Consider the following 25,841-nt stretch of genomic DNA (forward strand, 5'->3'; position numbering starts at 1 on the left):
GGTCACACCTTTCCCTGTTCGACGAAGTGCCGACCCGAGCGGGTCGAGAACAACGCCTCCAACCTGATGTCCTCGGCGCGGATGAAGCCGGCATCCGGCAGCACCCCGTCGGCGACGAGCTCGACGACGCTGACGGCCGAGGCGGCCGTGGTCCACGAGATCGCCCGCCAGGTACGGCCCGAGATGTCGATCGGCTTGTAGGCGCGGACGTGGTTCTCGCGGAACGGCTGACCGTTCTTCAGCCCCTCCACCGCAGCGTGGACATAGACGACGTCGTCGTTGACCGGCGGCTTGGCGTCGACCAACATCTGTCCGACCAGCTCACGACGGTCCCGCAGGTTCAGCTCGTCGAACAGGAAGTGCATCTGCTCGAAGTGCCCCGGGTACCGCAACGTCTTGTAGTCGAGCCGGTGCACGCGTCCCTCGTAGGTCGAGCACATCGTGCCGAGCCCGCCGGAGGTCAGGGCCGCCTCGAGCTCGACACCACCGATGACGACGCGCTCCTTCTCGGTCATCGCCGGCACCATCTGGCGGTGTCCCTGACGCAGCACCTCGCAGTCGTTGAGGTACTCGTTGACCACACCCTCGGGCGACCAGTTGACCGCGTAGCCGAGCAGGCCGGTGGGGTGCTGGGGCAGAGCGCCGACCTTGAGCTCGATCGACCGGATCTCCTCGAACGTCTCGGCGATGGACGTGCCGATGATGCCGATCAGTCCGGGCGCCAGACCGCACTGCGGGGCGAACACCGAGGTGGGCTTCTGCGCGGAGAGCTCGATGACCCGGTTGGTCGTCGGCACGTCCTCGGTGAGGTCGAAGTAGTGGACCCCCGTGTCGTAGGCGGCCTCGGCGACGGCGATGTTGAGGTGGAAGGGCAGGCACGAGACCACGGCGTCGACGTGCGCGAGGGCGGCTCGCACCGCGGCCTCGTCGGCCACGTCGAGCACCGTCGTGGGCACCTCGAGCCCGGCCCGGGCGACCTGGTCGTGGCCGACGACCTCGAAGCCGGACTCCCGCAGGAGGCCGGCGACCAGCTCCCCCACCTTGCCGAGCCCGAAGACGGCGACCGTCCGGATGCTGCGCGCCATGACACCTCCTGGGCCGCGGCGGATCACGCCGCGGACATCGATCGGCCACCGGGTGTGGTGGTGGTCACGATCGTAGGAGTCGGCCCGGTCAGGTGGCTATACCGTCCAGCCGGTACACAGGTGTCGATTCGGTGACGAGCCCCTCCCTCCCGTCCGCGCTGGGAGTGACGATTCGGCCCTGAGATCGTCGATTCGAGGGCAGAAACGTCACTCCCAGCGGGAAGGTGAGGTCCTCGCGGGGTGGGATCAGCGCGACGGTGAGGTCAGCTGCGGGTGACGGGGATCGTCACGGCGACGGCACGGTTGGCCGCCGACACGACGGCGCGCAGCGACGCCATGACGATGTTGGCGTGGATGCCCACGCCCCACACGACCTCGTCGCCGATCTCGCACTCCACGTAGGCGGCGGCCACGGCGTCGCCACCGGCCGACAGGGCGTGCTCGGAGTAGTCGAGCACCCGGATCTCGGCCCCGGCCTGCCGCAGCGCGTCGACGAAGGCGGCCACCGGACCGTTGCCCTCCCCCGTGAACGACTGCTGCTCACCGCGGACGACCAGCTCCACGACCTGGTGGTCGTGCCCGTCGGCCGAGGTGGTGGACGAGAACGTCGTCAGCGAGTACGGCTCCTCACGGTCGAGGTACTCCCGCCGGAAGGCCGACCAGATCTCGGCCGGCTCGATCTCGCCCGCCTCGCCCTCGGTCAGCGCCTGCACCACCTGGCTGAACTCGATCTGCAGACGCCGGGGCAGGTCCAGCTGGTGGTCGGTCTTGAGGATGTAGGCGACGCCGCCCTTGCCCGACTGGCTGTTGACCCGAATGACGGCCTCGTAGGTGCGGCCGACGTCCTTGGGGTCGATGGGCAGGTAGGGCACGGCCCACGGGGCGCTGCCGACGGGGACACCGGCAGCGGCCGCGTCGGCCTCGAGGTGCTCGAACCCCTTCTTGATCGCGTCCTGGTGGGACCCGCTGAACGCCGTGTACACCAGGTCGCCCCCGTAGGGGTGGCGCTCGTGCACGGGCAGCCGGTTGCAGTACTCGACCGTGCGGCGGATCTCGTCGATGTCGCTGAAGTCGATCTGGGGGTCCACGCCCTGGGTGAACAGGTTGAGCCCCAGCGTGACCAGGCAGACGTTGCCGGTGCGCTCACCGTTGCCGAACAGGCAGCCCTCGATGCGGTCCGCTCCGGCCAGGTGACCCAGCTCGGCAGCGGCGACCCCCGTGCCCCGGTCGTTGTGAGGATGCAGGGACAGCACCAGGCTGTCGCGGCGCGGCAGGTGGCGGTGCATCCACTCGATCGAGTCGGCGTACACGTTGGGCGTGGCCATCTCGACGGTGGCCGGCAGGTTGATGACCAGGGGCCACTCCGGCGTGGGGTCGATGACCTCGATGACCGCCGAGCAGATCTCCAGGGCGAAGTCCAGCTCGGTGCCGGTGTAGGACTCCGGCGAGTACTGGTAGGAGATCTCGGTGTCGGGCGTGTGGATCTCGGCGTACTTCATGCACAGCCGGGCGCCCTGGGTGGCGATGTCGGTGATGCCGTCGCGGTCGAGCCCGAAGACGACCCGTCGCTGCAACGTCGAGGTCGAGTTGTAGAAGTGCACGATCGCCCGCTTCGCACCGACCAGCGACTCGAAGGTCCGGTCGATCAGGTTCTCGCGGCACTGGGTCAGCACCTGGATCACGACGTCGTCGGGGATGTGGTCGCCCTCGACCAGTTGGCGCACGAAGTCGAAGTCGGTCTGGCTCGCGCTGGGGAACCCGACCTCGATCTCCTTGTAGCCCATGCGGACGAGCAGCTGGAACATGGCGAGCTTGCGGGCCGGCGTCATGGGGTCGATCAGGGCCTGGTTGCCGTCCCGCAGGTCGACCGCGCACCAGCGCGGCGCCTCGGTGGCGGTGCGGCTCGGCCAGGTCCGGTCGGGCAGGTCGACGGGGGCGAACGGCTGGTAGCGGTCGTGCGGCATGCCGCTGGGGCGCTGCGGGGAGGTGACGTAGCGGGTCATGGGATTCCTCGGGGTGTGTTCGTCGGGCGGGTGGGGCCGGGACGTGACGAACTCCGCGCCGAGGGGTCCGACCTAGAGGACCTCGACGCGGCAGCGAAGGAGAAGATTCGCGATCCGCATGATGCGCCTAGGCTAGCAGCATGAGCGACGAATCGACCACGGGTGCCTACGTCACGACCGGCCAGGAGTTCGACCGCGACATGAACTACATCCCCGACCGGATCACCCGCGACTCCTCGCAGTGGCCGGTCGAACCGGGTCGGTACCGGCTCGTGGCCGCGAAGGCCTGCCCGTGGGCCAACCGGGCCATCATCGTCCGCGGCATCCTCGGCCTCGAGGACGTCATCAGCCTGGGCCTGTGCGGGCCCGTGCACGACCGGCGCAGCTGGACCTTCGACCTCGACCCCGGCGGCGTCGACCCGGTGCTGGGGTACGAGCGCCTGCAGGAGGCGTACTTCGCCCGCTACCCGGACTACCCGCGCGGCATCACCGTCCCGGCGATGGTCGACGTACCGACCCGCGCCGTGGTCACCAACGACTTCCCGTGGATCACCCACGACCTGTTCCACGAGTGGCGCGACCACCACCGTCCGGACGCTCCGGACCTCTGGCCCGACGACGTCCGTGACGAGATGGAGGACGTCATGAAGCGGGTGTTCACCGAGGTCAACAACGGGGTCTACCGCTGCGGGTTCGCCGGGTCGCAGGAGACCTACGAGGCTGCCTACGAACGGCTCTGGACGGCCATGGACTGGTTGGAGGACCGTCTGACCGACCGGCGCTACCTGATGGGCGACCACATCACCGAGGCCGACGTGCGTCTCTTCACGACCCTCGCCCGCTTCGACGCCGTCTACCACGGCCACTTCAAGTGCAACCGCAACAAGCTGACCGAGATGCCGAACCTGTGGGGGTACGCACGCGACGTGTTCCAGACCCCGGGGTTCGGCGAGACGATCGACTTCGACCAGATCAAGGCGCACTACTACGTGGTGCACACCGACATCAACCCGACGCAGATCGTGCCGGCCGGACCGGACCCCCGGGTGTGGACGACCCCGCACGGACGCGAGCGGGTCTGAGCGAGACCGGCAGCACCAGCGCCCGGATCCGCGCCACCGTCGGCGACGCGTGGGCGAGCTCGCCCACCAGTCGCCGCGCATCCGCGCGCGCGGCCGGGTCGTCGGTCCCGGCGCCCCCGGCCGGCCCGAACCACGCGGACTCGACCCGCAGCAGCACCCGGTCGACGAGCACGGGGTCCCCCCGGGCGGCGAGCTCGTCGGCGACCTGCCGCGGGGTACCGGCCGCCGGCAGGGCGACGGACAGGTCGGCCGCGGTGTCGACGATCTCGGCCCAGTGATCCACGGGCGAGGACCCGGCGCCCAGACGTCGTCGCCGTCGGACCGCACGGACCGCTGCGGGAGCCCCCAGGAGCAGCATCAACACCGCAGCTCCCGCGGCGGCCGACCGGCCCGCGGGCGAGCCTCGATCGCGTGCCGCTGCCTCGGCCTCGGCCTCGCGCGCGTCGAGGACCTCCGGCGGGATCACGTCCGGCACCACCTGACCGGCCGCTCCCCCGTCCTGCACCGGCGCGGCCGGCTCCTGGAAGCGAGTGGCACGGCCGATGCCCGGCGTCGGCTCGAAACCGATCCAGCCGACGCCCTCGAAGTAGATCTCGGTCCACGCGTGCAGGTCGGCGGAGGTCACCACGTAGCGGGTCTCGTCGCCCGTCGTGCCCGAGCCCGTGCCCGGCGCGTAGCCGACGGCGACCCGCGACGGGATCCCGAGCTCACGAGCCATGACGGCCATCACCGACGCGAAGTGCACGCAGTAGCCGGCGCGACGCTCCAGGAACACCTCGAGCACGTCGAGACCGGTGCCGTCGTAGTCCTCCTGCACCGGGGCTTCCTCGGAGTACTCGAAGTCGCCGGCGCGCAGGAACGCCTGCAGCGCCATGGCCCGGTCGTAGTCGTTGGTCGCACCGGCCGCGACCTGTCGGGCCGTCCGACCGATCACGGCCGGACGGTCAGGGGGCAGGGCGACGTTGGCGGCCATCTCGGTGCCCTCGATCGGATCGGCCGCACGCAGCTGGGTGGCCGTCGGGGCGATGTCCAGGCTGCGTGCCACGTAGGCCAGCCCCCGGGTGTCGTCCTCCGACGACCGCACGGTCAGACCCGCGGCCTCGACCCGCCACGAGCTGTCCAGGCCGTCGAGCGTGACGACCGGGTACGGCACGGGCAGCATCGAGGACCGCAGCGACACGATGCTCACCGTCGTGGTCTCGGTGGTGCGACGGACGTCGTCACGCAGCCCCGCCTGCCCCTCGAGCGGGTCGATCGGCTGGGTCACCGTCGGGGTCCACGTACGGCCGTTGAAGTCCCGCAGGGTCGCGACCTTGAGGTAGGGCGGTGCATCGAGGGTCGTCGTGTAGGACAACGCGGTCACCGGGGTGGAGCGGCGCAGGTTCGAACCCAGCTCCACCAGCGGATTGATGCCCGTGCCGAAGACCGGCCCGACCGGCCGGCCCCACGTGGTGGCGACGGCAGAGATGTCGGGCAGCACGGCCGGTCCGACGGCCGCGCTGACCACCGCCAGTCCGGCGATCGCAGCAGCCGTCGGACGCCGCCACCACGACGCGTCGCGCGCCCGGGCGGCCCCGAGCAGCACCAGCCACGGGACAGCGGTCGCGACGAACCACCAGGCCGACGGCACGCGTCCGACGACCACCGAGGGGATGACGAGCAGCACCAGCCAGCCCAGACCGACGAGCAGCACCCCGTGGCGTCGGCCGACCACGGCTTCACCGAGCACGGCGAGCACGGCCACGCCGGCCGTCAGCACGAGCACGACGGCGGGCACGTCGACGACAGGAGGAGGTTCCTCCGCGATCAGGAGGAAGGCGCGATCGGCGAGGTCGCCCAGCGCTCGGACCGAGTCGGGCGTCGGGAGGACCACCCAGAGGGTCGACGGCACGAAGATCCATCCCACGGCCAGCACCGCCAGAACCGTGGTGAACACCGGCACGAACCGGCCGCCGAAGGTCCGCAGGACGGCTCCGGCCAGGCACACCGCGGCGGCGACGACCATCGAGGTCGTCCACCAGGAGCGTCCGGAGATCACGGTGGAGAACCCGGCGAGGGCGACACCCGTGCCGATCAGCAGCACCGCCCGGCGCAACCAGAGCTCGGCAGGCCGCCCGCTGGACCGCCCCGTGGACCACGCCGTCGACGTGGGCGTCACGGTGCACCGCTCCCGACCAGTCGCGTCCAGGCCTCGAGGAGGTCGTCGCCCGGGCGGTAGGTCACCGTGTGCCACCCTGCGTCCCGCAGGAGCCGCCGGGCGTCGCGCTCGCTCGCCGCACCCACCAGCGCCCGGGCCGGGCCGGGCACGAGCGTCAGCCAGTCGGCGGCGGACCGGGCGTCGAGGTCGCCGAGGACCAGCACGGGGCCGCCGCCCGGGAGCTGGTCGAGCCGCACCGACAGCCCCCGTCCGCGGTCGGGTTCGACGAGCGCGAGGTCGACGAGCGCGTCGGACACGTCGTCGTGCCCGTCCCCGATCGTCCGGCGCACCCGACCGTCACTCGTCAGCAGCTCGGCCCCGTGGCCCGTCCGGAGCAGCTCGGTCAGGATCGACGCCGCGGCGACCACGGCCCACTCCAGGCTGTCCGAGAGTTCGTCCACGCCGTCCGCGTCTCGCTGGACGGCATGGGCGCCGGCTCCCACGTCGAGCACGACCACCGAGCGGACGTCCGACGGTTCCTCCTCCTGCCGCACCATCAACGAGCCCCGACGCGCGGTGGCCTTCCAGTGGGTGCGGGCCAGGGAGTCCCCCGGCCGGTGCGGTCTGGCGACGACGTCGTCCTCGCCACGACCGGGCCGTACCGACACCCACCGCGAGTCCTCCTCGCGGCGGTGCGGTCCCGCCGACGTCTGCTGCAGGTCGACACGCGCCGGGACGACGAGCATCTCGTCGGTCCCGCCGACCTGCACCCGGCGGCGGACGAGGTCGAAGGGGTCGGTGACCTCCAGGACGACCGGTCCGACCTCCGGTCGCCCCCTGCGGGTCGGCCGGACGGTGTACGCGGCCGTGGCCACGGGGTTCGCACGGCTGAGCGGGGGCAGGTCTCCTCGGGCGACGCCTCGCACCCCGCGAGGGAGGATCTCGGACCACGTGCCGGACGTCGGCACCAGCCGGGACGACCGCGTGAACGTGAGCCGGACCGTCGCCTCGTCGCCGACGGCGACCTCCTCGGGCGAGAACTCCCGCGCCACGGCGAGTCGGACGGGAGCCAGCACCACCAGCACCAGAGCGGCGCCGACCAGCCCGAGCAGCAGGCCGGTCACGTAGAGCAGCGTCGGCACCGAGGCCACCGCGGCGGCCGCGAGACAGACCACGGCCGCGACCACGAAGCCCGCTCCGAGCGGTGAGGTGCGGATCCGTCCCATCAGACGACGATCAGGTGGGCCGGAGGTCGCCGGCGGGGACCGCGACCGACGCCACGACCTCCCGGACCAGGTCGTCGGCCGACGGTGCCCCTCGGACCGCCAGCAGACGGTGGGCCAGCACCGGGACCGCCAGGGTGTCGACGTCGTCGGGCAGCACGAAGGACCGTCCGGCCACCGCGGCGCGCACCTTCGCGGCCCGCACGAGCTGCAGGCTCGCGCGAGGGCTGGCCCCGAGCCGGATCCGGTGGTCGCGCCGGGTCGACTGCACGAGGTCGACCACGTAGCGCTGCACCGCGCCCGACACGTGCACTCCCCGGGCCTGGGCGATCATCCGTTGCACGTCCTCGACCGACACGACCGGACGCAGCCGGTCGAACGGGTTCTCCTCGTCCCGGTCGGCGAGCATGTCCACCTCGGCCGCCGCGTCGGGGTAGCCGATCTCGATGCGGGCCATGAACCGGTCGCGCTGCGCCTCGGGCAGGGCGTAGGTGCCCTCCATCTCGTGCGGGTTCTGGGTCGCGACCACGGTGAACGGGCTGGCGAGGCGGTAGGTCGTGCCGTCGACGGTGACCTGACGTTCCTCCATGGCCTCCAGCAGCGCGGACTGGGTCTTGGGTGACGCGCGGTTGATCTCGTCACCGACGACGATGTTGGCGAACACCGGTCCCGGCTTGAACTCGAACTCCGTCGTGGCCGGGTTGAAGGCCGACACCCCGGTGACGTCCGACGGCATGAGGTCGGAGGTGAACTGGATCCGTCGCACCGAGCAGCTGACCGATCGCGCCAGCGCCTTGGCCAGCACGGTCTTGCCGACCCCGGGCACGTCCTCGATCAGCAGGTGCCCCTCGGCGAGGAGCACGACCACGGCGGTCTCCGCGGCCTGGGGCTTGCCGCCCAGGACCGTCTCGATGTTGGCGCAGACGGCGCGGGCCGCGTCGCGGAACTCCATGCCTGATGGTAGGCACATCCGGCCAACCGCGCCGGGGACTCGGCACGGTCGCGCCGGCTGGCTAGGCTCGTGGCATGCCCCGGTTGCTCGTGGTGCACCACACCCCCACCCCGACCCTGCGACGCCTCGGCGACGCCGTGCTGGCAGGAGCACGGGACCCGCTGATCGCGGACGTCGAGGTCGTCGAGCTCGCCGCGCTCGACGCCGGCGTGGAGGACGTGCTCGGCGCCGACGGGTTCGTCCTGGGGACCCCCGCGAACTTCGGGTACATCAGCGGAGCGTTGAAGCACTTCTTCGACACCGTCTACGACCACGTGCGCGACGAGACGGCGCGTCGTCCCTTCTCGTACTGGATCCACGGCGGCTACGACACGACGGGCGCCGAGCGGGCGATGGAGTCGATCACGACCGGGCTGGGCTGGCGGCTGGCGGCCGACCCGCTGGTCATGACCGGCGAGGTCGGCGACACCCACACCGAGGCCGCCACCGAGCTCGGTGGCACGGTGGCGGCCGTGGTCGAGGCCTGAGGCGTCAGGCAGCGCTCGGCACGGGGTCCCGCTGCATCACCAGGTCACCCACGCTGGCGGCGCCGGCCACCATGCCCGACCCGATCGCCCCTGCCACCGACGCCATCGGCATCGGGAGCTCCCGGTGGTGGGCGGAGTCGCCGGCCGCGTAGACCCCGGCGACGCTGGTCCGGCCCGTCGCGTCGATCGCGACCCCGCCCGACGGATTCAGCTCGACGCCGAGCTGCTCGGCGAACGGAGCCGACTGCACCACGGCCGGAGCGACGAAGAGCCCGTCGAGCTCCAGCGTCTCCCCGTCGACCAGGTGCACGGTCAGGCCGTCGCCGCGGGGGGCGACCCGTTCGACCAGCCCCCCGCGGACCCTGGCGCCGTCGGCCGACGCCTGGGCCAGCACCTGCTCGTCGAACTCCAGATCGCCGGCCAGCAGCACGCAGTCGGCCGCGATCGGAGCCAGCAGGGCCGCCACGTGCCCGAGGTGCGGCGCAGAGGCGCCCAGCACCCCGACCCGTCGCCCGCTCAGCTCGTGGCCGTCGCAGAAGGGGCAGTGCGCCACCTGGCGACCCCACATCTGCGCGAGGCCCGGCACGTCCGGAAGCTCGTCGCGCACACCGGTCGCGAGCACGATCCGCCGGGCCCGGCGGGTCGATCCGTCCGCCAGCTCGGCGACGAAGTCGCCCGAGCTGCCCGCGACCGACGTGACCCGTCCCCGCAGGACGGAGACGGTGTCGTACCGCTCGAGGTCGGCGCGGGCCGCGGCGCGCAGCCGTTCCGGGTCCCACCCGTCGTGGGCGATCAGGTTGTGCAGGTGGGCCGTCGCCGCGTTGCGGTACTCACCGGAGTCGACGACCAACGCGGTCCGGTGGACCCGGCCGATCGTGAGTGCGGCCTGCAGGCCGGCGGGGCCGGCGCCGATGACGAGGACGTCGTGCATGGTGGTCTCCTGGGTCCGAGGGTTGCTGTCCACGTCATCGTGTGACTTCATGTCAACATGAAGTCAAGCGCCACCTCGTGGTCGATCGGTGACACGGCGACCCGCTTCGGCCTGCCCGCCCACGTCCTGCGGCACTGGGAGGAGGTCGGACTGCTGCGTCCGGGGCGCGACGGCGGAGGACGGCGGCGCTACGGGGAGAACGACGTCGTGCGGATCGCGGCCGTCCTGCGCAACAAGGCGGCCGGCATGTCGCTGGAGCAGATCCGGGTCCTGCTCGACCAGGGAGCGCCGGACCGGCACGCGATCCTCACCGAGCACGTCGCCGATCTCGACCGCCGCATGGCCGAGATGCAGCGGTCACGGGAGATGACGATGCACGCCTTCGAGTGCGACCAGCACGACATGACCACCTGCCCGAACTTCGTGCGCAGTGTCGAGGACCTCATCGGTGGCGGACCGTGGAGGTCCCAGCCACCCCCGCCCGCGTGACCGGGGTCAGAACCCCAGCTTGCGCAGCTGCTTGGGATCGCGCTGCCACTCCTTGGCGACCTTGACGTGCAGATCGAGGTAGACCGGCGTGCCGAGGATCTTCTCGATCTGGGCCCGCGAGGTGGTGCCGATCTCGCGCAACCTCGAGCCCTGCTTGCCGATGATGATGCCCTTCTGGCTGTCGCGCTCCACGTACACGTTGACGCGGACGTCGATCAGCGGGTTGTCGGCCGACCGGCCCTCCCGCGGCACCATCTCGTCGACCACCACGGCCAACGAGTGCGGCAGCTCGTCGCGCACTCCCTCGAGCGCCGCCTCGCGGATCACCTCGGCCACCAGCGTCGCCTCCGGCTCGTCGGTCAGCTGGCCCTCGGGATACAGCGCGGGGCCCTCGGGCAGGGTCGCCACGATGAGGTCCGCGAGCAGGCCGACCTGGTCGTCGGCCACCGCCGACACCGGCACCATCTCGTGCCACCTCAGCCCCGCCTCCTCCCCCGCGGCCTGGATCGCCATCAGGTGCTCGGCGACCCGCTGGGGCGACACCAGATCGGTCTTGGTGGCCACGGCGATGACCGGCTTGCCCCGCAACGCGGCGATCTCGCGGATCAGGAAGCGGTCACCCGGGCCGATCCGTTCGTCGGCCGGCAGGCACAGGCCGATGGTGTCGACCTCGGCCCACGTCGTGCGGACGAGGTCGTTGAGCCGCTGACCGAGCAGGGTGCGCGGCCGGTGCAGGCCGGGGGTGTCGACCAGGACGATCTGCGCGTCCGGACGGTGCACGAGCCCCCTGATGGCGTGCCGGGTGGTCTGCGGGCGCGACGAGGTGATCGCGACCTTCCCGCCGACGAGGGCGTTCGTGAGCGTCGACTTGCCTACGTTGGGTCGGCCGACGAAGCAGGCGAATCCGGACCGGAAGCCGCTCACGTGCGCTTGACCCCCACGACCTGTCCGGTCGGGTCGGCCAGGTGGACGACCACGTCGTCACCGGCGAAGTCGCGCAGCACCTCCAGGTGCACCAGACGGTCGGGGTCGCCCACGACCGCTCCGGCCTCCACGCCGGTCGCACCGGACGAGATCGCCATCGCCACGGCCAGGTCGAGCGCGTCGACCGACCAGGACGGCAGCGAGACCGTCGACGCCGCGTAGGTCCGGCCGTCACGGTCACGGACCGCCGCGCCCTGGTGGGCCGACGTCCGGGCCCGCGCTGCGCGGGCGAGGGTGACGAGCTTGGCGTCCTCAGGTGCGGGAGTCATGGGCAGAGGCTACCGACTCGGGGTCGTCGTCCTCGGTGAGGCGGGTGACCAGGACGCGACCGATGCGGTTGCGCCGGCCCGACGGCGCCTCGGCCACCAGCCGCAGACCCTCGATCACGATGGCGCTGCCGGGGATCGGCACCTTGCCGAGGTGCTTGGCGAGCAGGCCGCCGACGGAGTCGACGTCCTCGTCCTGCAGGTCGACACCCGTGAGCTCGGCGAGGTCGTCCACGTCGTAGCGCGAGCTGACCCGCCACGAGCCGTCGACCAGCACCTCCAGCTCGTCGGGCTCGGTGTCGTACTCGTCGGTGATCTCGCCGACGATCTCCTCCAGGATGTCCTCGATCGTGACCATGCCCGCCGTGCCGCCGAACTCGTCGACGACGATCGCGACGTGCGTGCGCTGGGCCTGCATCTCCTTCAGCAGCTCGTCCGCGTGCTTGGTGTCGGGCACGAACAGGCACGGCCGCAGGATCGACGAAACCCGCTCGGCGTGCTCGGCGGTGTGGTTGTCGAAGACCCGCTTCGTGACGTCCTTGAGGTACGCCATGCCGACGACGTCGTCGAGGTTGTCCTCCACGACCGGCAGCCGGGAGTAGCCGCTCCGCAGCGCCAGCGACATCGACTGCCGCAGGGTCTTGTGCTGCTCGATGAACACGATGTCGGTGCGCGGCACCATCACCTCGCGCACGATGGTGTCACCCAGCTCGAACACCGACTGGATCATCTTGGACTCGTCGGACTCGATCAGCGAGCTCGCCGCCGCCAGGTCGACCAGCTCGCGGACCTCGACCTCGGAGGCGAACGGGCCCTCGCTGAAGCCCCGGCCCGGCGTCACGGCGTTGCCCAGCAGGATCAACAGCTTGGGCACCGGACCCAGCAACCACTCCAGGGCGATCACCGGACCCGACGAGCCCAGCGCGATGCGCTCGGCGTGCTGACGGCCGAGGGTGCGCGGACCCACGCCGATCAGGACGAAGCTGACCACCATCATCAGCAGCGACGCGACGAGGAACCGGTTCCAGAAGCCCTCGACCTCACCGGCCACCACCAGGGCCACCAGCACGACGCTCGAGGTCTCGGCCAGGATCCGGACCAGGGTGACGCTGTTGAGGAAGGGCGCCGGGTCGTCGAGCACCCGTACCAGCCGGTTGGCCCCGGCGCGGCCCTCGTCGTCGAGCTCCTCGGCGCGCGCCTTGGAGAACGACGAGAGCGCCGCCTCGACGCTCGTCAGCACGCCCGCGAACACCGCCAGCACGACCGACGCGATCACGGGCCACCAGGTGGTGGGGTCGAACACTCAGGCTCCTTCGGGGTCGAGACCGAGCGCGGCGCGCTGCCACTCCACGAGCAGGCGCCCTTGCAGGCCGAACATCTCGCGGTGCTCGTCAGGCTCGGCATGGTCGTAGCCGAGCAGGTGCAGGATGCCGTGGACGGTCAGCAGATCGACCTCGTCGGCCGTCGTGTGGCCTGCTGCCGGAGCCTGCTGCTCCGCCACCTGGGGACACAGGGCGATGTCGCCCAGGTACCCCTCGGGGGACTCCTCGTCGTCACGACCCGGCGTCAGCTCGTCCATCGGGAACGACAGCACGTCGGTGGGTCCGTCCTTGCCCATCCACTGCCGGTTGAGCACGGCGATCGTGTCGGCGTCGACCAGGCGCAGGGTCAGCTCGGTGGCCGGGTGCAGGCGCATGCGTCGCATGACGAACCGGCAGAGGCGGGTGAGGTCGAGGACGTCCGCTTCGACCCCTGACTCATTGAGGACGTCGACGTTCACGGGTCCCGCCCACCTGCCCCTCGGCCTCGAAGGTGTCGTAGGCCGCCACGATCCGGCCGACCAGCCGGTGGCGGACGACGTCCTGGGCGGTGAGCCGGCTGAAGTGCACGTCGTCGACCTCGTCGAGGATGTCCTGCACGACCCGCAGACCGCTCTTCGCGCCGGTGGGCAGGTCGACCTGCGTGACGTCGCCGGTGACCACCATCCGGGAACCGAACCCGAGCCGCGTGAGGAACATCTTCATCTGTTCCTGGGTGGTGTTCTGGGCCTCGTCGAGGATGATGAACGCGTCGTTGAGCGTGCGGCCACGCATGTAGGCCAACGGGGCGACCTCGATCGTGCCGGCCGTCAGCAGCTTGGGGATCGTCTCGGGGTCCAGCATGTCGTGCAGGGCGTCGTAGAGCGGCCTCAGGTAGGGGTCGATCTTCTCGCTGAGCGTGCCCGGCAGGTAACCGAGGTGCTCCCCGGCCTCGACCGCCGGACGCGTGAGGATGATCCGCGAGATCTCCTTCGCCTGCAGGGCCTGCACGGCCTTGGCCATCGCCAGGTAGGTCTTGCCCGTGCCGGCCGGCCCGATGCCGAACACGATGGTGTGGCTGTCGATCGCGTCGACGTAGCGCTTCTGGTTGAGCGTCTTGGGCCGGATGGTCCGCCCACGGTTCGACAGGATGTTGAGGCTCAGCACGTCGGCGGGGCGCTCCTGCGTCTCGGTGCGCAGCATCCCGATCGTGCGCTCGACGATCTCGCGCGACAGCCCCTGCCCGGTGCGCACGATGGTGGTGAGCTCGTCGAGGGCACGCTCGACCAGGGCCACCTCACCGGGCGGGCCGGTGACCGTGAGCCGGTCACCCCGCAGGTGGATGTCGGCCTCGAAGTCGGCCTCGATCAGGCGGAGGAACTCGTCCGCGCTCCCGAAGAGCGCGACGGGGGGGATGCTCGACGGCACCGTGAAGACGTGGGTCGAGTGGGGGGCGTCAGTCATACGGCGACGAGTCTACGGTCCGTGGTCACCCGGGCGCGAGTCCTGACCGGACGGCTCACCCGGGCGGCCAGCCGAGGGGGCGACCCGACAGGACGTGGCCGTGGCAGTGGAACACCGTCTGGTGGGCGTCCGCCCCGGTGTTGAACACCAGCCGGTAGGACCCGCTGCCGTGCTGGTCGGCGACCGTGCGGGTGAGCCCGATCAGGTCGATCGTGGCCTCCGGGTCGGCGGCCGCGAGGCTGCTCACGTCCGGCTCGTGCCGCCGTGGGATCACCAGCACGTGGGTCGGCGCCTGCGGGTCGATGTCGCGGAAGGCCACGCTGTGCTCGGTCTCGGCCACGACGTCGGCCGGCACGTCACCGGCGACGATCCGGCAGAACAGGCAGTCACCGCTCATCGTTGACCCCCGCCCGGAACGCGTCCTTCATGCGCCCGAAGACGCTGCGATGGGTGGTGCCCAGCCGCGCCTCGGGGCGCTGCTCACCCCGCAGGGCCGCGAGCTGGTGGATCAGCTCACGCTGGTCGCCGTCGAGCTTGGACGGCGTCTCGACCACCACCGTGACCTGCAGGTCGCCCTGGCCGACGCCCCGCAGTCGCGGCACGCCCTCGCCCCTGACGGTCACGACCTGTCCCGACTGCACGCCGGGTTCGATGTCGACCGACAACGTGTCGGAGCCCTCGTGGCCGGCCAGGTCGGCGCGCAGGGTCGGCAGGTCCAGGGTGGTGCCCAGCGCAGCGGCGGTCATCGGGATGGTGACGTGGCACATGAGGTGGTCGCCCTTGCGCGAGTACACCGGGTGGCGCGCCACGTTGATCTCGATGTAGAGGTCACCGGGCGGTCCGCCCCCGGGCCCCACCTCGCCCTCCCCCGCCAGCTGGATGCGGGTGCCGTGGTCGACGCCGGCAGGGATGTCCAGCGTCAGGGACCGGCGCGACCGCACCCGCCCCTCGCCGTCGCACTCCGGGCAGGGCTCGGGGATGACCGATCCGTAGCCGTGACAGGTCGGGCACGGCCGCGAGGTGCGGATGTCGCCCAGCAGGGAGCGCTGCACGTGCTGCACGGCGCCTTGGCCGCGGCAGGTCGTGCAGGTCACCGGCGCGGAACCCTCCGACGCCCCGGAGCCGTCGCACCGCTCGCACACGACGGCCGTGTCGACCTTGATGTCGTGGGTCACGCCGAAGACCGCCTCGGCGAGGTCGACGTCGAGCCTCAGCAGGGCGTCCTGGCCGCGCTGAACGCGCGACCGCTGCTGACGACCACCGCCGCCGTTCTGGCCGAAGAAGGCATCCATGATGTCGTCGAAGCTGAACCCCTGGCCGAAGCCGGCTCCCCCGCGGGCCCCGCCCATGGGGTCGCCTCCACGGTCGAACAGTTGGCGCTTGGCGGGGTCGGACAGCACCTCGTACGCCGTGGTGACCTCCTTGAAGCGGTCGGCGGCGTCGGGCGCGTCGTTGACGTCGGGGTGCAGCTGACGAGCCAGCCGGCGGTAGGCCTTCTTGATCTCGTCGGCGGCGGCGGTGCGTTCGACACCGAGTGTCGCGTAGTAGTCCTGTGCCATGTGCGGGTCGGGTCCTGGGGTCGGGGGTGGGACGGGTCAGTCGTCGAGCATGCGGCCGACGTAGCGGGCCACGGCGGCGACCGCCGCCATGGTGCCGGGGTAGTCCATGCGCGTGGGACCGACGGTGCCGAGGGTCGCCAGCGAGGTCTCTCCACCATAGGTCGAGGCCACGAGCGCGGTGCCGCTGAGTCCCTCGTGGCCGGTCTCGCCACCGATGCGGACGGTCAGGCCGCTGCTGGCCTCGCCGAGCAGCTTCAGCAGGACCACCTGCTCCTCGATGGCCTCGAGCACGGGGCGGATCGACGAGTCGAAGTCGGCACCGTACCGCGCGAGGTTGGCGGTGCCGCCGACCATGATGCGCTCGTCGCTGCGCTCGTTGGAGAACACGTGGGTCAGGGTCGTGACGATCGTGGTGACCACGGGTCGGTCGCGGGGCTCGAACTCCGCGATGAGGTCGGCCAGCTGGAGCGAGGCCTCGGCCAGACGCCGGCCGACCGTGGCCGCCACGATCCGCGAGCGCAGGTCGGCCAACAGGTGGTCGGTCAGCGGCTCGGCGAGCTCGACCACCCGCTGCTCGACCCGGCCGGAGCTCGTGATGACGACGACGAGCACCCGGGTGCCCTCGAGGCTCACGAACTCGATGTGACGGACCGTCGACCGGGTGAGGGTCGGGTACTGCACGATGGCGACCTGGTTGGTGAGTTGGGCCAGCACCCGGACACTGCGCTGGACGACGTCGTCGACGTCGACCGCGCCGGTCAGGAACTGCTCGATGGCCCGGCGTTCCGGGGGCGACAGGGCCTTGACGGTGGCCAACCGGTCGACGAACATCCGGTAGCCCTTGTCGGTGGGGATCCGGCCGGCGCTCGTGTGCGGCTGGGTGATGTAGCCGTCGTCCTCGAGGGCCGCCATGTCGTTGCGGATCGTGGCCGACGAGACGCCCAGGTGATGACGTTCGACGAGCGCCCGGGAGCCGACCGGCTCCTGGGTGGCCACGTAGTCCTCGACGATCGCGCGCAGCACGTCGAGGCGGCGTTCGTCGGACATCGGGTCTCCCTTCGGCGCGTCGGTCTGGCACTCGCGGTGGCAGGGTGCCAGTCTAGCGAGGTGAGGGAGATCCGGAGGGTCGGCGACACCGTCGTGGTCGACGGCGCCGAACGTCGACTCACCTACCGGCCGCGGCGCGTCACCCTCGACGACGGCACCTGGGTGGCCCACGAGTCCCGCGGCGGATCGATGGCCTCGGTCTGGGCGGTCGACCTGGGCGACCGGTTCGTGGAGGTCGTGCACCTCGGGCACGGGCCCGTGGGCGGCGAGCTCGTCGTGGTGGTGCCCGACGCCGACCAGGTGCTGGTCGGCGACCTGTACCTGCCCCAGCTGCCCGAGCGGATCGACCCGACCTGGCCGGTGGCCGTCGACCTGCTGATCGGCATGGTCGGCCCCGGCACCCGGGTGCTCGCCACGGGAGGTCCCGTCGACCGCGACGAGCTGGTCGACTTCCACCAGCTGCTCCTCGGTGCGCTGCATGCCTGACCGCTACGGCGGCGACGTCCTCGCCGGGGACTGGCGCCGACCGTCGCGCGGGCGCACCACCGACGTCGTCGTCGAGCTCGGTCAGGTGGTCGAGGACGCCACCACGGGATTCCGCGGTGAGGTCGTCGGCATCGATCCGCAGATGGGCATGGTGGTGCTGGAGGACCGCCGCAGCACCCGCCGGAGCTTCCCCATGGGCCCGGGCTACCTGCTGGAGGGCCGACCGGTCGCGCTGCGCCCGCCGGCGAAGACCGAGCGCCGGCCCTCCCGCACGGCGTCCGGCTCCGTCGCGGTGCACGGCGAACGGGCCCGGGTGGCCTTGCCGAGCCGCATCTGGGTCGAGGGCCGCCACGACGCCGAGCTGGTCGAGAAGGTGTGGGGCGACGACCTGCGGCTGGAGGGGGTCGCGGTGGAGTTCCTCGGCGGCATCGACGACCTGGCCGCCGAGGTCTCGACCTTCGCCCCCACCGCCCGGCGCCGACTGGGCGTGCTGGTCGACCACCTCGTACCCGGCTCGAAGGAGTCCCGGATCGCCGCGGGCCTGCGGGGTGTCCCCCACGTGCTGGTCGTCGGTCACCCGTACGTCGACGTCTGGCAGGCGGTCAAGCCGGACCGGCTCGGTCTTCGGCAGTGGCCGGAGGTGCCCCGCTCGGTGGAGTGGAAGAAGGGCATCTGTGCCGCCCTCGGGTGGCCGCACGCCGAGCAGGCCGACATCGCCCGGGCGTGGCAGCAGATCCTGCGTCAGGTCGACTCCTGGACCGACCTCGAGCCGTCGTTCCTGGGCCGGGTCGAGGAGCTCATCGACTTCGTCACCGCTCCCCCCACCTGACCCCCACCCAGATGTGCTCCCGAATCAACCGTTTTCGGACATGAAACGGTTGATTCGGGAGCACATCTGGGTGGGGGTCAGGCGGTGACGGTGCGGATGACGTGGTCGGCGAGCAGTCGGCCCGTCAGCGTCAGGGTGACGCGGTCACCCTGTCGCTCCAGCAGGTCGTCCCGGACCAGCTGGTCGACGCCGATCAGACCGTCGGCTGCGATGCCCTCACGCAGCCGCATCCGGAGCATGACGTCCTCGAGGCGAGCCGTGTCGGCGTCGATCGCCTCCGATCCCGCCTCGACCGTCTCCCCTGCCGCCAGCCGTTGGGCGTAGGCCGCGGGGTGCTTGACGTTCCACCACCGCCTCCCCTGCAGGAAGGAGTGCGCACCGGGACCGATGCCCCACCACTCGCCCCCGTTCCAGTACAGCTCGTTGTGACGGCAGCGGGCAGCGTCGTCGAGGGCCCAGTTCGACAGCTCGTACCACGACAGGCCTGCTGCACCGAGCACGTCGTCGGCCAGCAGGTACTTGTCGGCCGTCTCGTCGTCGTCGGGCATGACCAGCTCGCCCCGCGCGACCCGCCGGGCGAAGGCCGTGCCCCGTTCGACGATCAGCGCATAGGCGCTGACGTGGTCGGGGGCCAGGTCGACGGCGTGGTCGAGGGTGCGTCGCCAGTCGTCGACCGACTCCGTCGGGCTGCCGTAGATGAGGTCGACGCTCACCTGCTCGAACCCCGCTGCCCTGGCCCACCGCACCGCGTCGGGCACACGGGCGGGGTCGTGGGTCCGGTCCAGGACCGCCAGCACGTGCGGGACGGCGGACTGGACCCCGAACGAGATGCGGTTGAACCCGCCGGCGCGCAGCGTCTGCAACGCCTGCGGGTCGACCGAGTCGGGGTTGGCCTCCGTGGTGACCTCCACGTCGTCGGCCAGTCCCCAGGCCTCGTCGATCGCCCGCAGGACTCGGACCAGGTCGGCGGCCGGCAGCTGGGTCGGCGTTCCACCACCGAAGAAGACGGTGCTGATCTCCCGCGGTCCGGTGGTGGCGGCGGCCCGGCGGATCTCGGCGATCGCGGTGTCGGCGTAGGACGCGCGCGTCGCCCCCTCGCCCAGCTCGTCGGCCGTGTAGGTGTTGAAGTCGCAGTACCCGCACCGGACCGTGCAGAACGGGATGTGGACGTAGACGCCGAAGGCGGCTACCGAAGGCTCCGCGACGCCGAAGGCGGCTACCGACGGCCCCACGACGACGGACGGCCGCCCACCGGGTCGGGTGGGCGGCCGTTCGTCAAGGTTCACGCCCTAAGCGTAGAAGCCGTTCAGGATGTCGGCGTACTTCTCCTCGACGACCTTGCGCTTGACCTTCAGGCTGGGGGTGATCTCGCCGCCCTCGACCGAGAGGTCGTTCGGCAGGATGGCCCACTTCTTGATGGTCTCCCACTGGTTGAGCTTGGAGTTGAGCTCCTTGACGTACCCGTCGACGACCTTCTCCATCTCCGGCGACAGGACGATGTCGGTGTAGGACTGGCCGGACTTGCCGTGGCTCTCGGCCCACATGGCGACGGCGTCGGGGTCCAGCGTGATGAGCGCCGAGCAGAAGTTGCGGTCGTTGCCGTGGACGATCATCTGGCTGGCCAACGGGCACACGCCCTTGAAGACGCCCTCGACGTGCGACGGGGCGACGTACTTGCCGCCGGAGGTCTTGAACAGGTCCTTCTTGCGGTCGGTGATCCGCAGGAAGCCCTCGGCGTCGATCTCGCCGATGTCGCCGGTGGCGAGCCACCCGCCGTCGACGAGCGCGGACGCACTGGCGGCCTCGAGGTTGTGGTACCCGAGCATGACGTTGGGGCCCTTGATCAGGATCTCGCCGTCGCCCGCGATCTTGACCTCGACGTCGGGGAACGGGTGTCCGACGGTGCCGAGCTTGAAGCGGTCGGGATGGTTGACGAACGCACCGGCTGACGTCTCGGTGAGGCCGTAGCCCTCGAGGATCAGGACGCCCGCGGCGTGGAACCACTCCGCGACGTCGGACGACAGCGCGGCCGCTCCGGAGATGAAGAACCGGACCCGACCGCCGAAACGGTCGCGCACCTTGCTGAACACCAGCTTGTCGGCGATGCCGTGCTGGATCGCCAGGGCCTTCGGGACCGGCTTGCCGGCCCGGACGAGACGCGAGTGCTCGAGGCCGACCTTCTCGGCCCAGCGGAAGAGCTTGAGCTTGACCCCGCCCTCCTCCTCCATCATGCCGACGACCCGGCCGTAGGCCTTCTCGAAGATGCGCGGGGCAGCACCCATGAACGTCGGCTTCACGACGGCGAGGTTGTCGACGATCCGGGGGACGCGACCGTCGATCGCGGCGGCGAAACCGATCTGCAGCTGGGTGCAGAGCAGCACCTTGCCGAACGAGTGGGCCATCGGCAGCCAGCGGAACTCCAGGTCCTCGACGCTGAGGATGCCCTGCGACGCGACCGACGCGCCCTCGAAGGTCCACCCGTCGTGGCTCAGCCGGACGCCCTTGGGACGGCCGGTGGTGCCGGAGGTGTAGATGAGGGTGGCCAGGGAGCTCGGCTCGGTGGCCGCGACCCGCTCGGTGACGATGTCGGGGTGCTCGCTCAGGTAGGCCTCGCCGAGCTTCTCGAGGTCGTCGAGGCCGATGATCCAGTCACCGTCGGTGGCGCCGTCGAAGGTGACGACCTTCTCGACCGCGGGCAGCTCGGCCTTCTGCTCGACCAGCTTGGCGATCTGCTCGTCGTCCTCGGCGAACACGATCTTGCTGCCGGAGTCGGCCAGGATGTAGGCGACGTCGCCGGCCACGGTGGTGGGGTAGACCGTGGTGGTGGCGCCACCGGCGGCGTTGATGGCCAGGTCGGCGAAGATCCACTCGTAGCGGGTGCCCGACGCGATGGCGACGCGCTCCTCGGCACCGATGCCCAGCGACACCAGGCCGGCAGCCAGACGGGTGACGTGGTCACCGGTCTCGGCCCACGTCAGGGAGTGCCAGTTCTCGTCGGCGTCCGGGTAGCGGAAGGCCTCCCGGTGGGGAGTCTCCTTGACCCGGTTGAAGAACATCTCGCCGATGCTGCGGGCGCGGTTGCGGACGAGCTCGATCTGCTCGGGCGTGTGGACGTTGACCGTCATGAAATCCTCACCAAAACGTACGGGGGGTATGTGGTGCAGAACACCCTAACGTACCCCTCGGACGACCGATCAGTCGTTGCGTCGCGCATCGACCGCGCGACGGATCGCTCCGGAGATCGCGGGCTCCTCGGCCAGTCCGGGCAGCAGCCCACGCTCGGTGGTGAGGGCGCGGAAGGCATGGCCGACCGTGAGCTCGTGGGCCGGCCGGGAGGTGACGTCGACCCGGTCGCCGGCCGAGATCCGGCCACCCTGGAGCACCCGCAGGTAGGCGCCCGGGACCCCTCGCTCGGTGAACCGCCGGACCCACCGGGGTTCGTCGAGGAACCCCTGGAACACGCTGCACGGGATGCGGACCCCGCTGACCTGCAGGACGACGTCGCCGATGGTCCAGCACTCCCCCAGTCGGGCGCCCTGGACGTCCAGACCCAAAGTGGTCAGGTTCTCGCCGAACGTCCCCGCGGGCAGCTGCCGACCGAGCTCCCGCCCCCAGTCGTCGAGGTCCTCACGGGCGTAGGCGTACACCGCCTGGTCACGCCCGCCGTGGTGCTGGGTGTCGGCGATGCCGTCGCCGTCCAGGCCCGTCTCGCCGACCAGGACCGGACCGGCCACCGGACGCTTGTCGATGCCGGAGCGGCGCAGGGTCCCCCACGGCACGGGTCGCACGACGCCGGTGTTGACCGACTCCAGGGATGCGGGCACGAGGCGTCAGTTCTTGGCGGTCTCGCCGGTCGACAGCGCCGCGATGAAGGCCTCCTGCGGCACCTCGACCCGACCGACCATCTTCATCCGCTTCTTGCCCTCCTTCTGCTTCTCCAGCAGCTTGCGCTTGCGGCTGATGTCACCGCCGTAGCACTTGGCGAGCACGTCCTTGCGGATCGCGCGGATGTTCTCGCGGGCGATCACCCGGGCACCGATGGCGGCCTGGATGGGGACCTCGAACTGCTGCCGCGGGATGAGCTCCTTGAGCTTGGACGCCAGCGAGACGCCGTAGGCGTAGGCGTTGTCGCGGTGGACGATGGCGCTGAACGCGTCGACCACCTCACCCTGCAGGAGCACGTCGACCTTCACGAGGTCCGACGCCTGCTCGCCGGTGGGCTCGTAGTCCAGGGAGGCGTACCCCTTGGTGCGACTCTTCAGCGCGTCGAAGAAGTCGAACATGATCTCGCCCATGGGCAGCGTGTACTTGATCTCGACCCGGTCCTCCGACAGGTAGTCCATGCCGATCAGCTGGCCGCGCCGGGCCTGGCACAGCTCCATGATGGTGCCGATGTAGTCGGTGGGACTCAGGACCGTCGCCCGCACGACCGGCTCGAAGACCTGGTCGATCTTGCCCCCGGGGTACTCCGAGGGGTTGGTGACGACCTCCTCCGAGCCGTCCTCCATCCGGACCCGGTAGACCACGTTCGGAGCGGTGGAGATGAGCGACAGGTTGAACTCGCGCTCGAGCCGCTCGCGGACGATCTCCAGGTGCAGCAGGCCGAGGAAGCCGATGCGGAAGCCGAAGCCGAGGGCACCGGAGGACTCCGGCTCGTAGACCAGCGCGGCGTCGTTCAGCTGCAGCTTCTCCAGGGCGTCGCGCAACGTCGGGTAGTCGTCGCCGTCCATCGGGTAGAGGCCCGAGAACACCATCGGGTTGGGGTTCTTGTACCCGCCGAGCGGCTCGGACGCGCCCCGCACCGCGGAGGTCACCGTGTCGCCGACCCGTGACTGGCGGACCTCCTTGACGCCCGTGATGAGGTAGCCGACCTCACCGACGCCGATCTCGGCGGACTTGACCGGTTCGGGCGAGATGACGCCGACCTCGAGCATCTCGTGCACCGCCCCGGTGGACATCATCTTGATGCGGTCGCGGTGGCTGAGCGAACCGTCGACCACCCGCACGTAGGTCACGACGCCCCGGTAGGTGTCGTAGACGGAGTCGAAGATCAGGGCGCGGGCCGGGGCATCGGGGTCGCCCTTCGGTGGCGGGACCTCGTCGACGATGAGGTTGAGCAGCTCCTCGACGCCCTGGCCGGTCTTGGCCGAGACGCGGAGCACGTCGTCGGGGTCGCCGCCGATGATGCCGGCGATCTCGGCCGCGTACTTCTCCGGCTGCGCGCCGGGCAGGTCGATCTTGTTGAGCACCGGGATGATGTCGAGGTCCGCGTCGATCGCCAGGTACAGGTTGGCGAGGGTCTGCGCCTCGATGCCCTGCGCGGCGTCGACGAGCAGCACCGCGCCCTCGCACGCCTCCAGGCTCCTGCTGACCTCGTAGGTGAAGTCCACGTGACCGGGGGTGTCGATCATGTTCAGGACGTACACGGTGCCGGCGTCGTCGCCGCTGGACTTGGTGAACGGCATCCGCACGGCCTGGCTCTTGATCGTGATGCCGCGCTCACGCTCGATGTCCATGCGGTCGAGGTACTGCGCCTTCATGTCGCGACCGTCGACCACCCCGGTGTGCTGCAGCATCCGGTCGGCCAGCGTCGACTTGCCGTGGTCGATGTGCGCGATGATGCAGAAGTTGCGGATGATCGACGGGTCGGTCGATCCCGGCGCCGGTGCGCTCCGGTTCACCACAGCAGGGCGATCGCGACGTTGACGACGACCAGTCCGGCGACGACGTGGACCCGCGGGTTGGGTGCGGGCTTGTTCTGCTCGAGGATGGCGAGCACCATCGCCGCCGTGCCGATGACGAGCTTGACCGCGACCTTGGCGTTGTTCGGGTCGGCCACGACGTCGCTGGCGGAGGCGATCCCGGTGAGCGCAAGGCCGGTGACCAGGGCTGCGGCGATGGCGTGCCACATGCCGGGGGCGACCCGCGGCGCGCGAAGGCGCATCACCCACGGCACGAGCGCACCCAACCAGCAGAGGATGTGCACGATGACGAGGACGTCGTAGAAGGTGGCCACGGCCTGATTCTAGGTGCCCTGTCGATTTGAGGCGCCACCGCCGCGGGTGATAACGTGAGCGGTCGCGTGCCCGCGCACGCCCACTCTCTTCACCCCAGCAGTTCCATCAGACGAGTCACCAGACGAAAGAAGCAGGTACGCCCCGTGGCGAACATCAAGTCGCAGATCAAGCGCAACCGCCAGAACGAGGCGGCCCGTGAGCGCAACAAGTCGGTCCGCTCGGCGCTCAAGACGTCGATCCGTCGCTTCACCGAGGCCGCCGACGCCGGCAACGAGGACGCCAAGGTCCTGGCCGCCGAGGCCACGCGCAAGCTCGACAAGGCCGCCAGCAAAGGCGTCATCCACAAGAACCAGGCGGCCAACCGCAAGTCGTCGATCGCCAAGCGGGCCGCCGCTCTCTGAGCACCGCCGCACCGCACGAGGCGCCGTCACCCGCGAGGGGGGCGGCGCCTTCGTCGTCCCCCGGCCGGCCGGTCAGCCCCGGGCCGGACGCCGGCGCAGGGCGGCAATCCGCAGCACCATCCGTTCGACCGCGTAGGCCGGATCGGCCGACGCGCCCTTGACGTCGAGGTCGGCCTGCGCCACGTGGTCGAGGGCCTGGCGCAGCCCGTCAGGATCCCAGGTCTGCAGCTGTCCGCGCAGGGCACGGAGCTTGAACGGCGGTGCACCGACGTGCGCGGCCAGCTCGGCGTCTCGCAGACCCGGTGGCGCCGTCGCGAGCTTGACGAGCTGACGCAGCCCGGCGGCCATGGCCGAGGTGATGAGCACCGGCGCGACCTTCGCCGTGGCCGCCCATCGCGCCCGCTCGATGGCGATGTCGATGCGCCCGTCCAGCGTGGCGTCGGCGACCTCGTAGCCGCGGACCTCGGCCCGTCCCCCGAAGTACCGGCGCACGACCTCCTCGGAGATCTCCGACCCCGGCGGCACCGAGGCGATGAGCTGGTCGGCGGCCCCCGCCAAGGAGCGCAGGTCCTGTCCGACCGAGGTGACCAGGACCGTGGCCGCCTGCTCGTCGATGACCGCTCCGAGCGCCCGCAGCTCCTCGCGGAGCCACCGGACGACGTCGCGCTCGTACTTGGGTGCCTCGACCTTCACCTCGGTCACGGCCGGGTGCTTGCGGAGCTTGTCGAGCAGACCGCGCCCCTTGGCGCCGCCGCCGTGGACGAGGACGACCGCGATGTCGGGTGACGGGTCGGCCACGTAGGCCAACAGCTCGGCCTGGGGCTGCTCGGGCAGGTCCTGCAGGTCGGTGAGCACCAACGCGCTGGCGGAGCTGAACAGTGACGGACTGGTGAGCCCGGCCAGCTCCCCCGGCCCGAGCCCCGCGGCCGAGGACTCGGCGATCTCGCAGTCGGCCTGCTGGGAACGGATCGTGTCGACGGCGCGGCGCCTGGTGCGTTCGGCGAGGAACTCGGCATTGCCGGAGATGAGGAGCACCTTGCCGAAGACCGTCGCCACGTCGT

Annotated in this window: 26 protein-coding genes; 6 read left to right on the forward strand and 20 right to left on the reverse strand. The window is 70.9% G+C overall.

From position 1 onward, the window contains the following. Positions 1 to 2: 2 nt before the first annotated feature. Together HMPREF0063_RS08500 and leuA are read right to left on the reverse strand one after the other, a co-directional pair. A complete protein-coding gene (locus tag HMPREF0063_RS08500) occupies positions 3 to 1,085 on the reverse strand; it encodes a saccharopine dehydrogenase family protein (protein WP_007078256.1) in 1,083 nt (360 codons plus the stop codon). A gap of 263 nt (positions 1,086 to 1,348) precedes the next feature. Then, entirely contained in the window at positions 1,349 to 3,088 is a 1,740-nt protein-coding gene (leuA, locus tag HMPREF0063_RS08505) for a 2-isopropylmalate synthase (protein ID WP_007078257.1), read from the reverse strand. Positions 3,089 to 3,228: 140 nt separating this feature from the next. Between leuA and HMPREF0063_RS08510 the strand changes: the two genes are divergently transcribed. Continuing rightward, positions 3,229 to 4,170 carry a glutathione S-transferase family protein gene (locus tag HMPREF0063_RS08510; RefSeq protein WP_007078259.1) on the forward strand — a complete coding sequence of 314 codons (942 nt, stop codon included), beginning with the start codon at positions 3,229 to 3,231 and terminating at the stop codon, positions 4,168 to 4,170. Here the strand turns inward: HMPREF0063_RS08510 and HMPREF0063_RS15775 are convergent. The 3 genes from HMPREF0063_RS15775 to HMPREF0063_RS08525 are packed head-to-tail and all read right to left on the reverse strand — an operon-like array spanning position 4,094 to position 8,482. Next, positions 4,094 to 6,328 (reverse strand): transglutaminase TgpA family protein, encoded by a 2,235-nt coding sequence (locus HMPREF0063_RS15775; protein WP_007078260.1) that lies wholly within the window; start codon positions 6,326 to 6,328, stop codon positions 4,094 to 4,096. The genes HMPREF0063_RS08510 and HMPREF0063_RS15775 overlap by 77 nt on opposite strands. Next, positions 6,325 to 7,533 (reverse strand): DUF58 domain-containing protein, encoded by a 1,209-nt coding sequence (locus HMPREF0063_RS15780; protein ID WP_007078261.1) that lies wholly within the window; start codon positions 7,531 to 7,533, stop codon positions 6,325 to 6,327. Before HMPREF0063_RS15780 ends, HMPREF0063_RS15775 begins: the two co-directional genes overlap by 4 nt. A 10-nt stretch (positions 7,534 to 7,543) precedes the next feature. Beyond that, positions 7,544 to 8,482, reverse strand: coding sequence for an AAA family ATPase (locus tag HMPREF0063_RS08525; RefSeq protein WP_007078262.1), 939 nt, complete (start codon positions 8,480 to 8,482; stop codon positions 7,544 to 7,546). Positions 8,483 to 8,556: 74 nt separating this feature from the next. Between HMPREF0063_RS08525 and HMPREF0063_RS08530 the strand changes: the two genes are divergently transcribed. Next, entirely contained in the window at positions 8,557 to 9,009 is a 453-nt protein-coding gene (locus HMPREF0063_RS08530; protein WP_007078263.1) for a flavodoxin family protein, read from the forward strand. Positions 9,010 to 9,013: 4 nt separating this feature from the next. Here the strand turns inward: HMPREF0063_RS08530 and HMPREF0063_RS08535 are convergent, their stop codons facing one another. Continuing rightward, positions 9,014 to 9,940 (reverse strand): NAD(P)/FAD-dependent oxidoreductase, encoded by a 927-nt coding sequence (locus tag HMPREF0063_RS08535; RefSeq protein WP_040320696.1) that lies wholly within the window; start codon positions 9,938 to 9,940, stop codon positions 9,014 to 9,016. Positions 9,941 to 9,997: 57 nt separating this feature from the next. On the opposite strand from HMPREF0063_RS08535, the gene HMPREF0063_RS08540 reads away from it, so the two are divergent. Beyond that, complete coding sequence (locus HMPREF0063_RS08540; protein WP_007078265.1) at positions 9,998 to 10,429, forward strand: helix-turn-helix domain-containing protein; 432 nt, start codon at positions 9,998 to 10,000, stop codon at positions 10,427 to 10,429. A 6-nt stretch (positions 10,430 to 10,435) separates the two neighbouring features. On the opposite strand, the gene era is transcribed toward HMPREF0063_RS08540, so the two are convergent. Genes era through hrcA form a run of 8 tightly spaced genes read right to left on the reverse strand, consistent with a single transcriptional unit; the run spans position 10,436 to position 17,047 of the window. Beyond that, positions 10,436 to 11,353, reverse strand: a complete 918-nt coding sequence (gene era / locus HMPREF0063_RS08545) for a GTPase Era (RefSeq protein ID WP_007078266.1) — start codon at positions 11,351 to 11,353, stop codon at positions 10,436 to 10,438. Beyond that, the gene (locus tag HMPREF0063_RS08550) at positions 11,350 to 11,682 is read right to left on the reverse strand and encodes a cytidine deaminase (RefSeq protein ID WP_007078267.1); all 333 of its coding nucleotides are present in this window, start codon (positions 11,680 to 11,682) and stop codon (positions 11,350 to 11,352) included. Before HMPREF0063_RS08550 ends, era begins: the two co-directional genes overlap by 4 nt. Continuing rightward, positions 11,666 to 12,982: a hemolysin family protein gene (locus tag HMPREF0063_RS08555; RefSeq protein ID WP_007078268.1), complete on the reverse strand. Its 1,317-nt coding sequence runs from the start codon at positions 12,980 to 12,982 to the stop codon at positions 11,666 to 11,668. The genes HMPREF0063_RS08550 and HMPREF0063_RS08555 overlap by 17 nt, the downstream gene beginning before the upstream one ends. Beyond that, a complete protein-coding gene (ybeY, locus tag HMPREF0063_RS08560) occupies positions 12,983 to 13,459 on the reverse strand; it encodes an rRNA maturation RNase YbeY (RefSeq protein WP_007078269.1) in 477 nt (158 codons plus the stop codon). Next, positions 13,437 to 14,441 carry a PhoH family protein gene (locus tag HMPREF0063_RS08565; RefSeq protein WP_007078270.1) on the reverse strand — a complete coding sequence of 335 codons (1,005 nt, stop codon included), beginning with the start codon at positions 14,439 to 14,441 and terminating at the stop codon, positions 13,437 to 13,439. The genes ybeY and HMPREF0063_RS08565 overlap by 23 nt, the downstream gene beginning before the upstream one ends. Before the next feature lie 55 nt (positions 14,442 to 14,496). After that, on the reverse strand, positions 14,497 to 14,838 hold the full coding sequence (locus tag HMPREF0063_RS08570; RefSeq protein ID WP_007078271.1) for an HIT domain-containing protein: 342 nt from the start codon (positions 14,836 to 14,838) through the stop codon (positions 14,497 to 14,499). Beyond that, entirely contained in the window at positions 14,828 to 16,000 is a 1,173-nt protein-coding gene (dnaJ, locus tag HMPREF0063_RS08575) for a molecular chaperone DnaJ (protein ID WP_007078272.1), read from the reverse strand. Before dnaJ ends, HMPREF0063_RS08570 begins: the two co-directional genes overlap by 11 nt. A 36-nt stretch (positions 16,001 to 16,036) precedes the next feature. Next, the gene (gene hrcA, locus HMPREF0063_RS08580) at positions 16,037 to 17,047 is read right to left on the reverse strand and encodes a heat-inducible transcriptional repressor HrcA (protein WP_007078273.1); all 1,011 of its coding nucleotides are present in this window, start codon (positions 17,045 to 17,047) and stop codon (positions 16,037 to 16,039) included. A 60-nt stretch (positions 17,048 to 17,107) separates the two neighbouring features. Here hrcA and HMPREF0063_RS08585 point away from each other — a divergent pair, with 60 nt between their 5' ends. Both HMPREF0063_RS08585 and HMPREF0063_RS08590 read left to right on the forward strand, forming a co-directional pair. After that, positions 17,108 to 17,533: an MBL fold metallo-hydrolase gene (locus tag HMPREF0063_RS08585; protein ID WP_040320202.1), complete on the forward strand. Its 426-nt coding sequence runs from the start codon at positions 17,108 to 17,110 to the stop codon at positions 17,531 to 17,533. Continuing rightward, positions 17,526 to 18,362 (forward strand): DUF3097 domain-containing protein, encoded by an 837-nt coding sequence (locus tag HMPREF0063_RS08590; protein ID WP_007078274.1) that lies wholly within the window; start codon positions 17,526 to 17,528, stop codon positions 18,360 to 18,362. The genes HMPREF0063_RS08585 and HMPREF0063_RS08590 overlap by 8 nt, the downstream gene beginning before the upstream one ends. Before the next feature lie 77 nt (positions 18,363 to 18,439). On the opposite strand, the gene hemW is transcribed toward HMPREF0063_RS08590, so the two are convergent. The 5 genes from hemW to HMPREF0063_RS08615 form a co-directional block, all read right to left on the reverse strand. Further along, entirely contained in the window at positions 18,440 to 19,648 is a 1,209-nt protein-coding gene (gene hemW / locus HMPREF0063_RS08595; protein WP_007078275.1) for a radical SAM family heme chaperone HemW, read from the reverse strand. 3 nt (positions 19,649 to 19,651) lie between these two features. Then, positions 19,652 to 21,487 (reverse strand): AMP-dependent synthetase/ligase, encoded by a 1,836-nt coding sequence (locus HMPREF0063_RS08600; RefSeq protein WP_007078276.1) that lies wholly within the window; start codon positions 21,485 to 21,487, stop codon positions 19,652 to 19,654. Positions 21,488 to 21,556: 69 nt separating this feature from the next. Then, complete coding sequence (locus HMPREF0063_RS08605; RefSeq protein ID WP_007078277.1) at positions 21,557 to 22,186, reverse strand: MOSC domain-containing protein; 630 nt, start codon at positions 22,184 to 22,186, stop codon at positions 21,557 to 21,559. 6 nt (positions 22,187 to 22,192) lie between these two features. Next, on the reverse strand, positions 22,193 to 24,046 hold the full coding sequence (lepA, locus tag HMPREF0063_RS08610) for a translation elongation factor 4 (RefSeq protein ID WP_007078278.1): 1,854 nt from the start codon (positions 24,044 to 24,046) through the stop codon (positions 22,193 to 22,195). Beyond that, positions 24,040 to 24,378 carry a hypothetical protein gene (locus tag HMPREF0063_RS08615; protein ID WP_007078279.1) on the reverse strand — a complete coding sequence of 113 codons (339 nt, stop codon included), beginning with the start codon at positions 24,376 to 24,378 and terminating at the stop codon, positions 24,040 to 24,042. The genes lepA and HMPREF0063_RS08615 overlap by 7 nt, the downstream gene beginning before the upstream one ends. 144 nt (positions 24,379 to 24,522) lie before the next feature. Here HMPREF0063_RS08615 and rpsT point away from each other — a divergent pair, with 144 nt between their 5' ends. Next, positions 24,523 to 24,780: a 30S ribosomal protein S20 gene (gene rpsT / locus HMPREF0063_RS08620; RefSeq protein ID WP_007078280.1), complete on the forward strand. Its 258-nt coding sequence runs from the start codon at positions 24,523 to 24,525 to the stop codon at positions 24,778 to 24,780. A 72-nt stretch (positions 24,781 to 24,852) separates the two neighbouring features. Here the strand turns inward: rpsT and holA are convergent, their stop codons facing one another. Then, positions 24,853 to 25,836 (reverse strand): DNA polymerase III subunit delta, encoded by a 984-nt coding sequence (holA, locus tag HMPREF0063_RS08625; RefSeq protein ID WP_007078281.1) that lies wholly within the window; start codon positions 25,834 to 25,836, stop codon positions 24,853 to 24,855. Positions 25,837 to 25,841: the final 5 nt, after the last annotated feature.

This window comes from Aeromicrobium marinum DSM 15272 (genome assembly GCF_000160775.2).
GTDB lineage: Bacteria > Actinomycetota > Actinomycetes > Propionibacteriales > Nocardioidaceae > Aeromicrobium > Aeromicrobium marinum.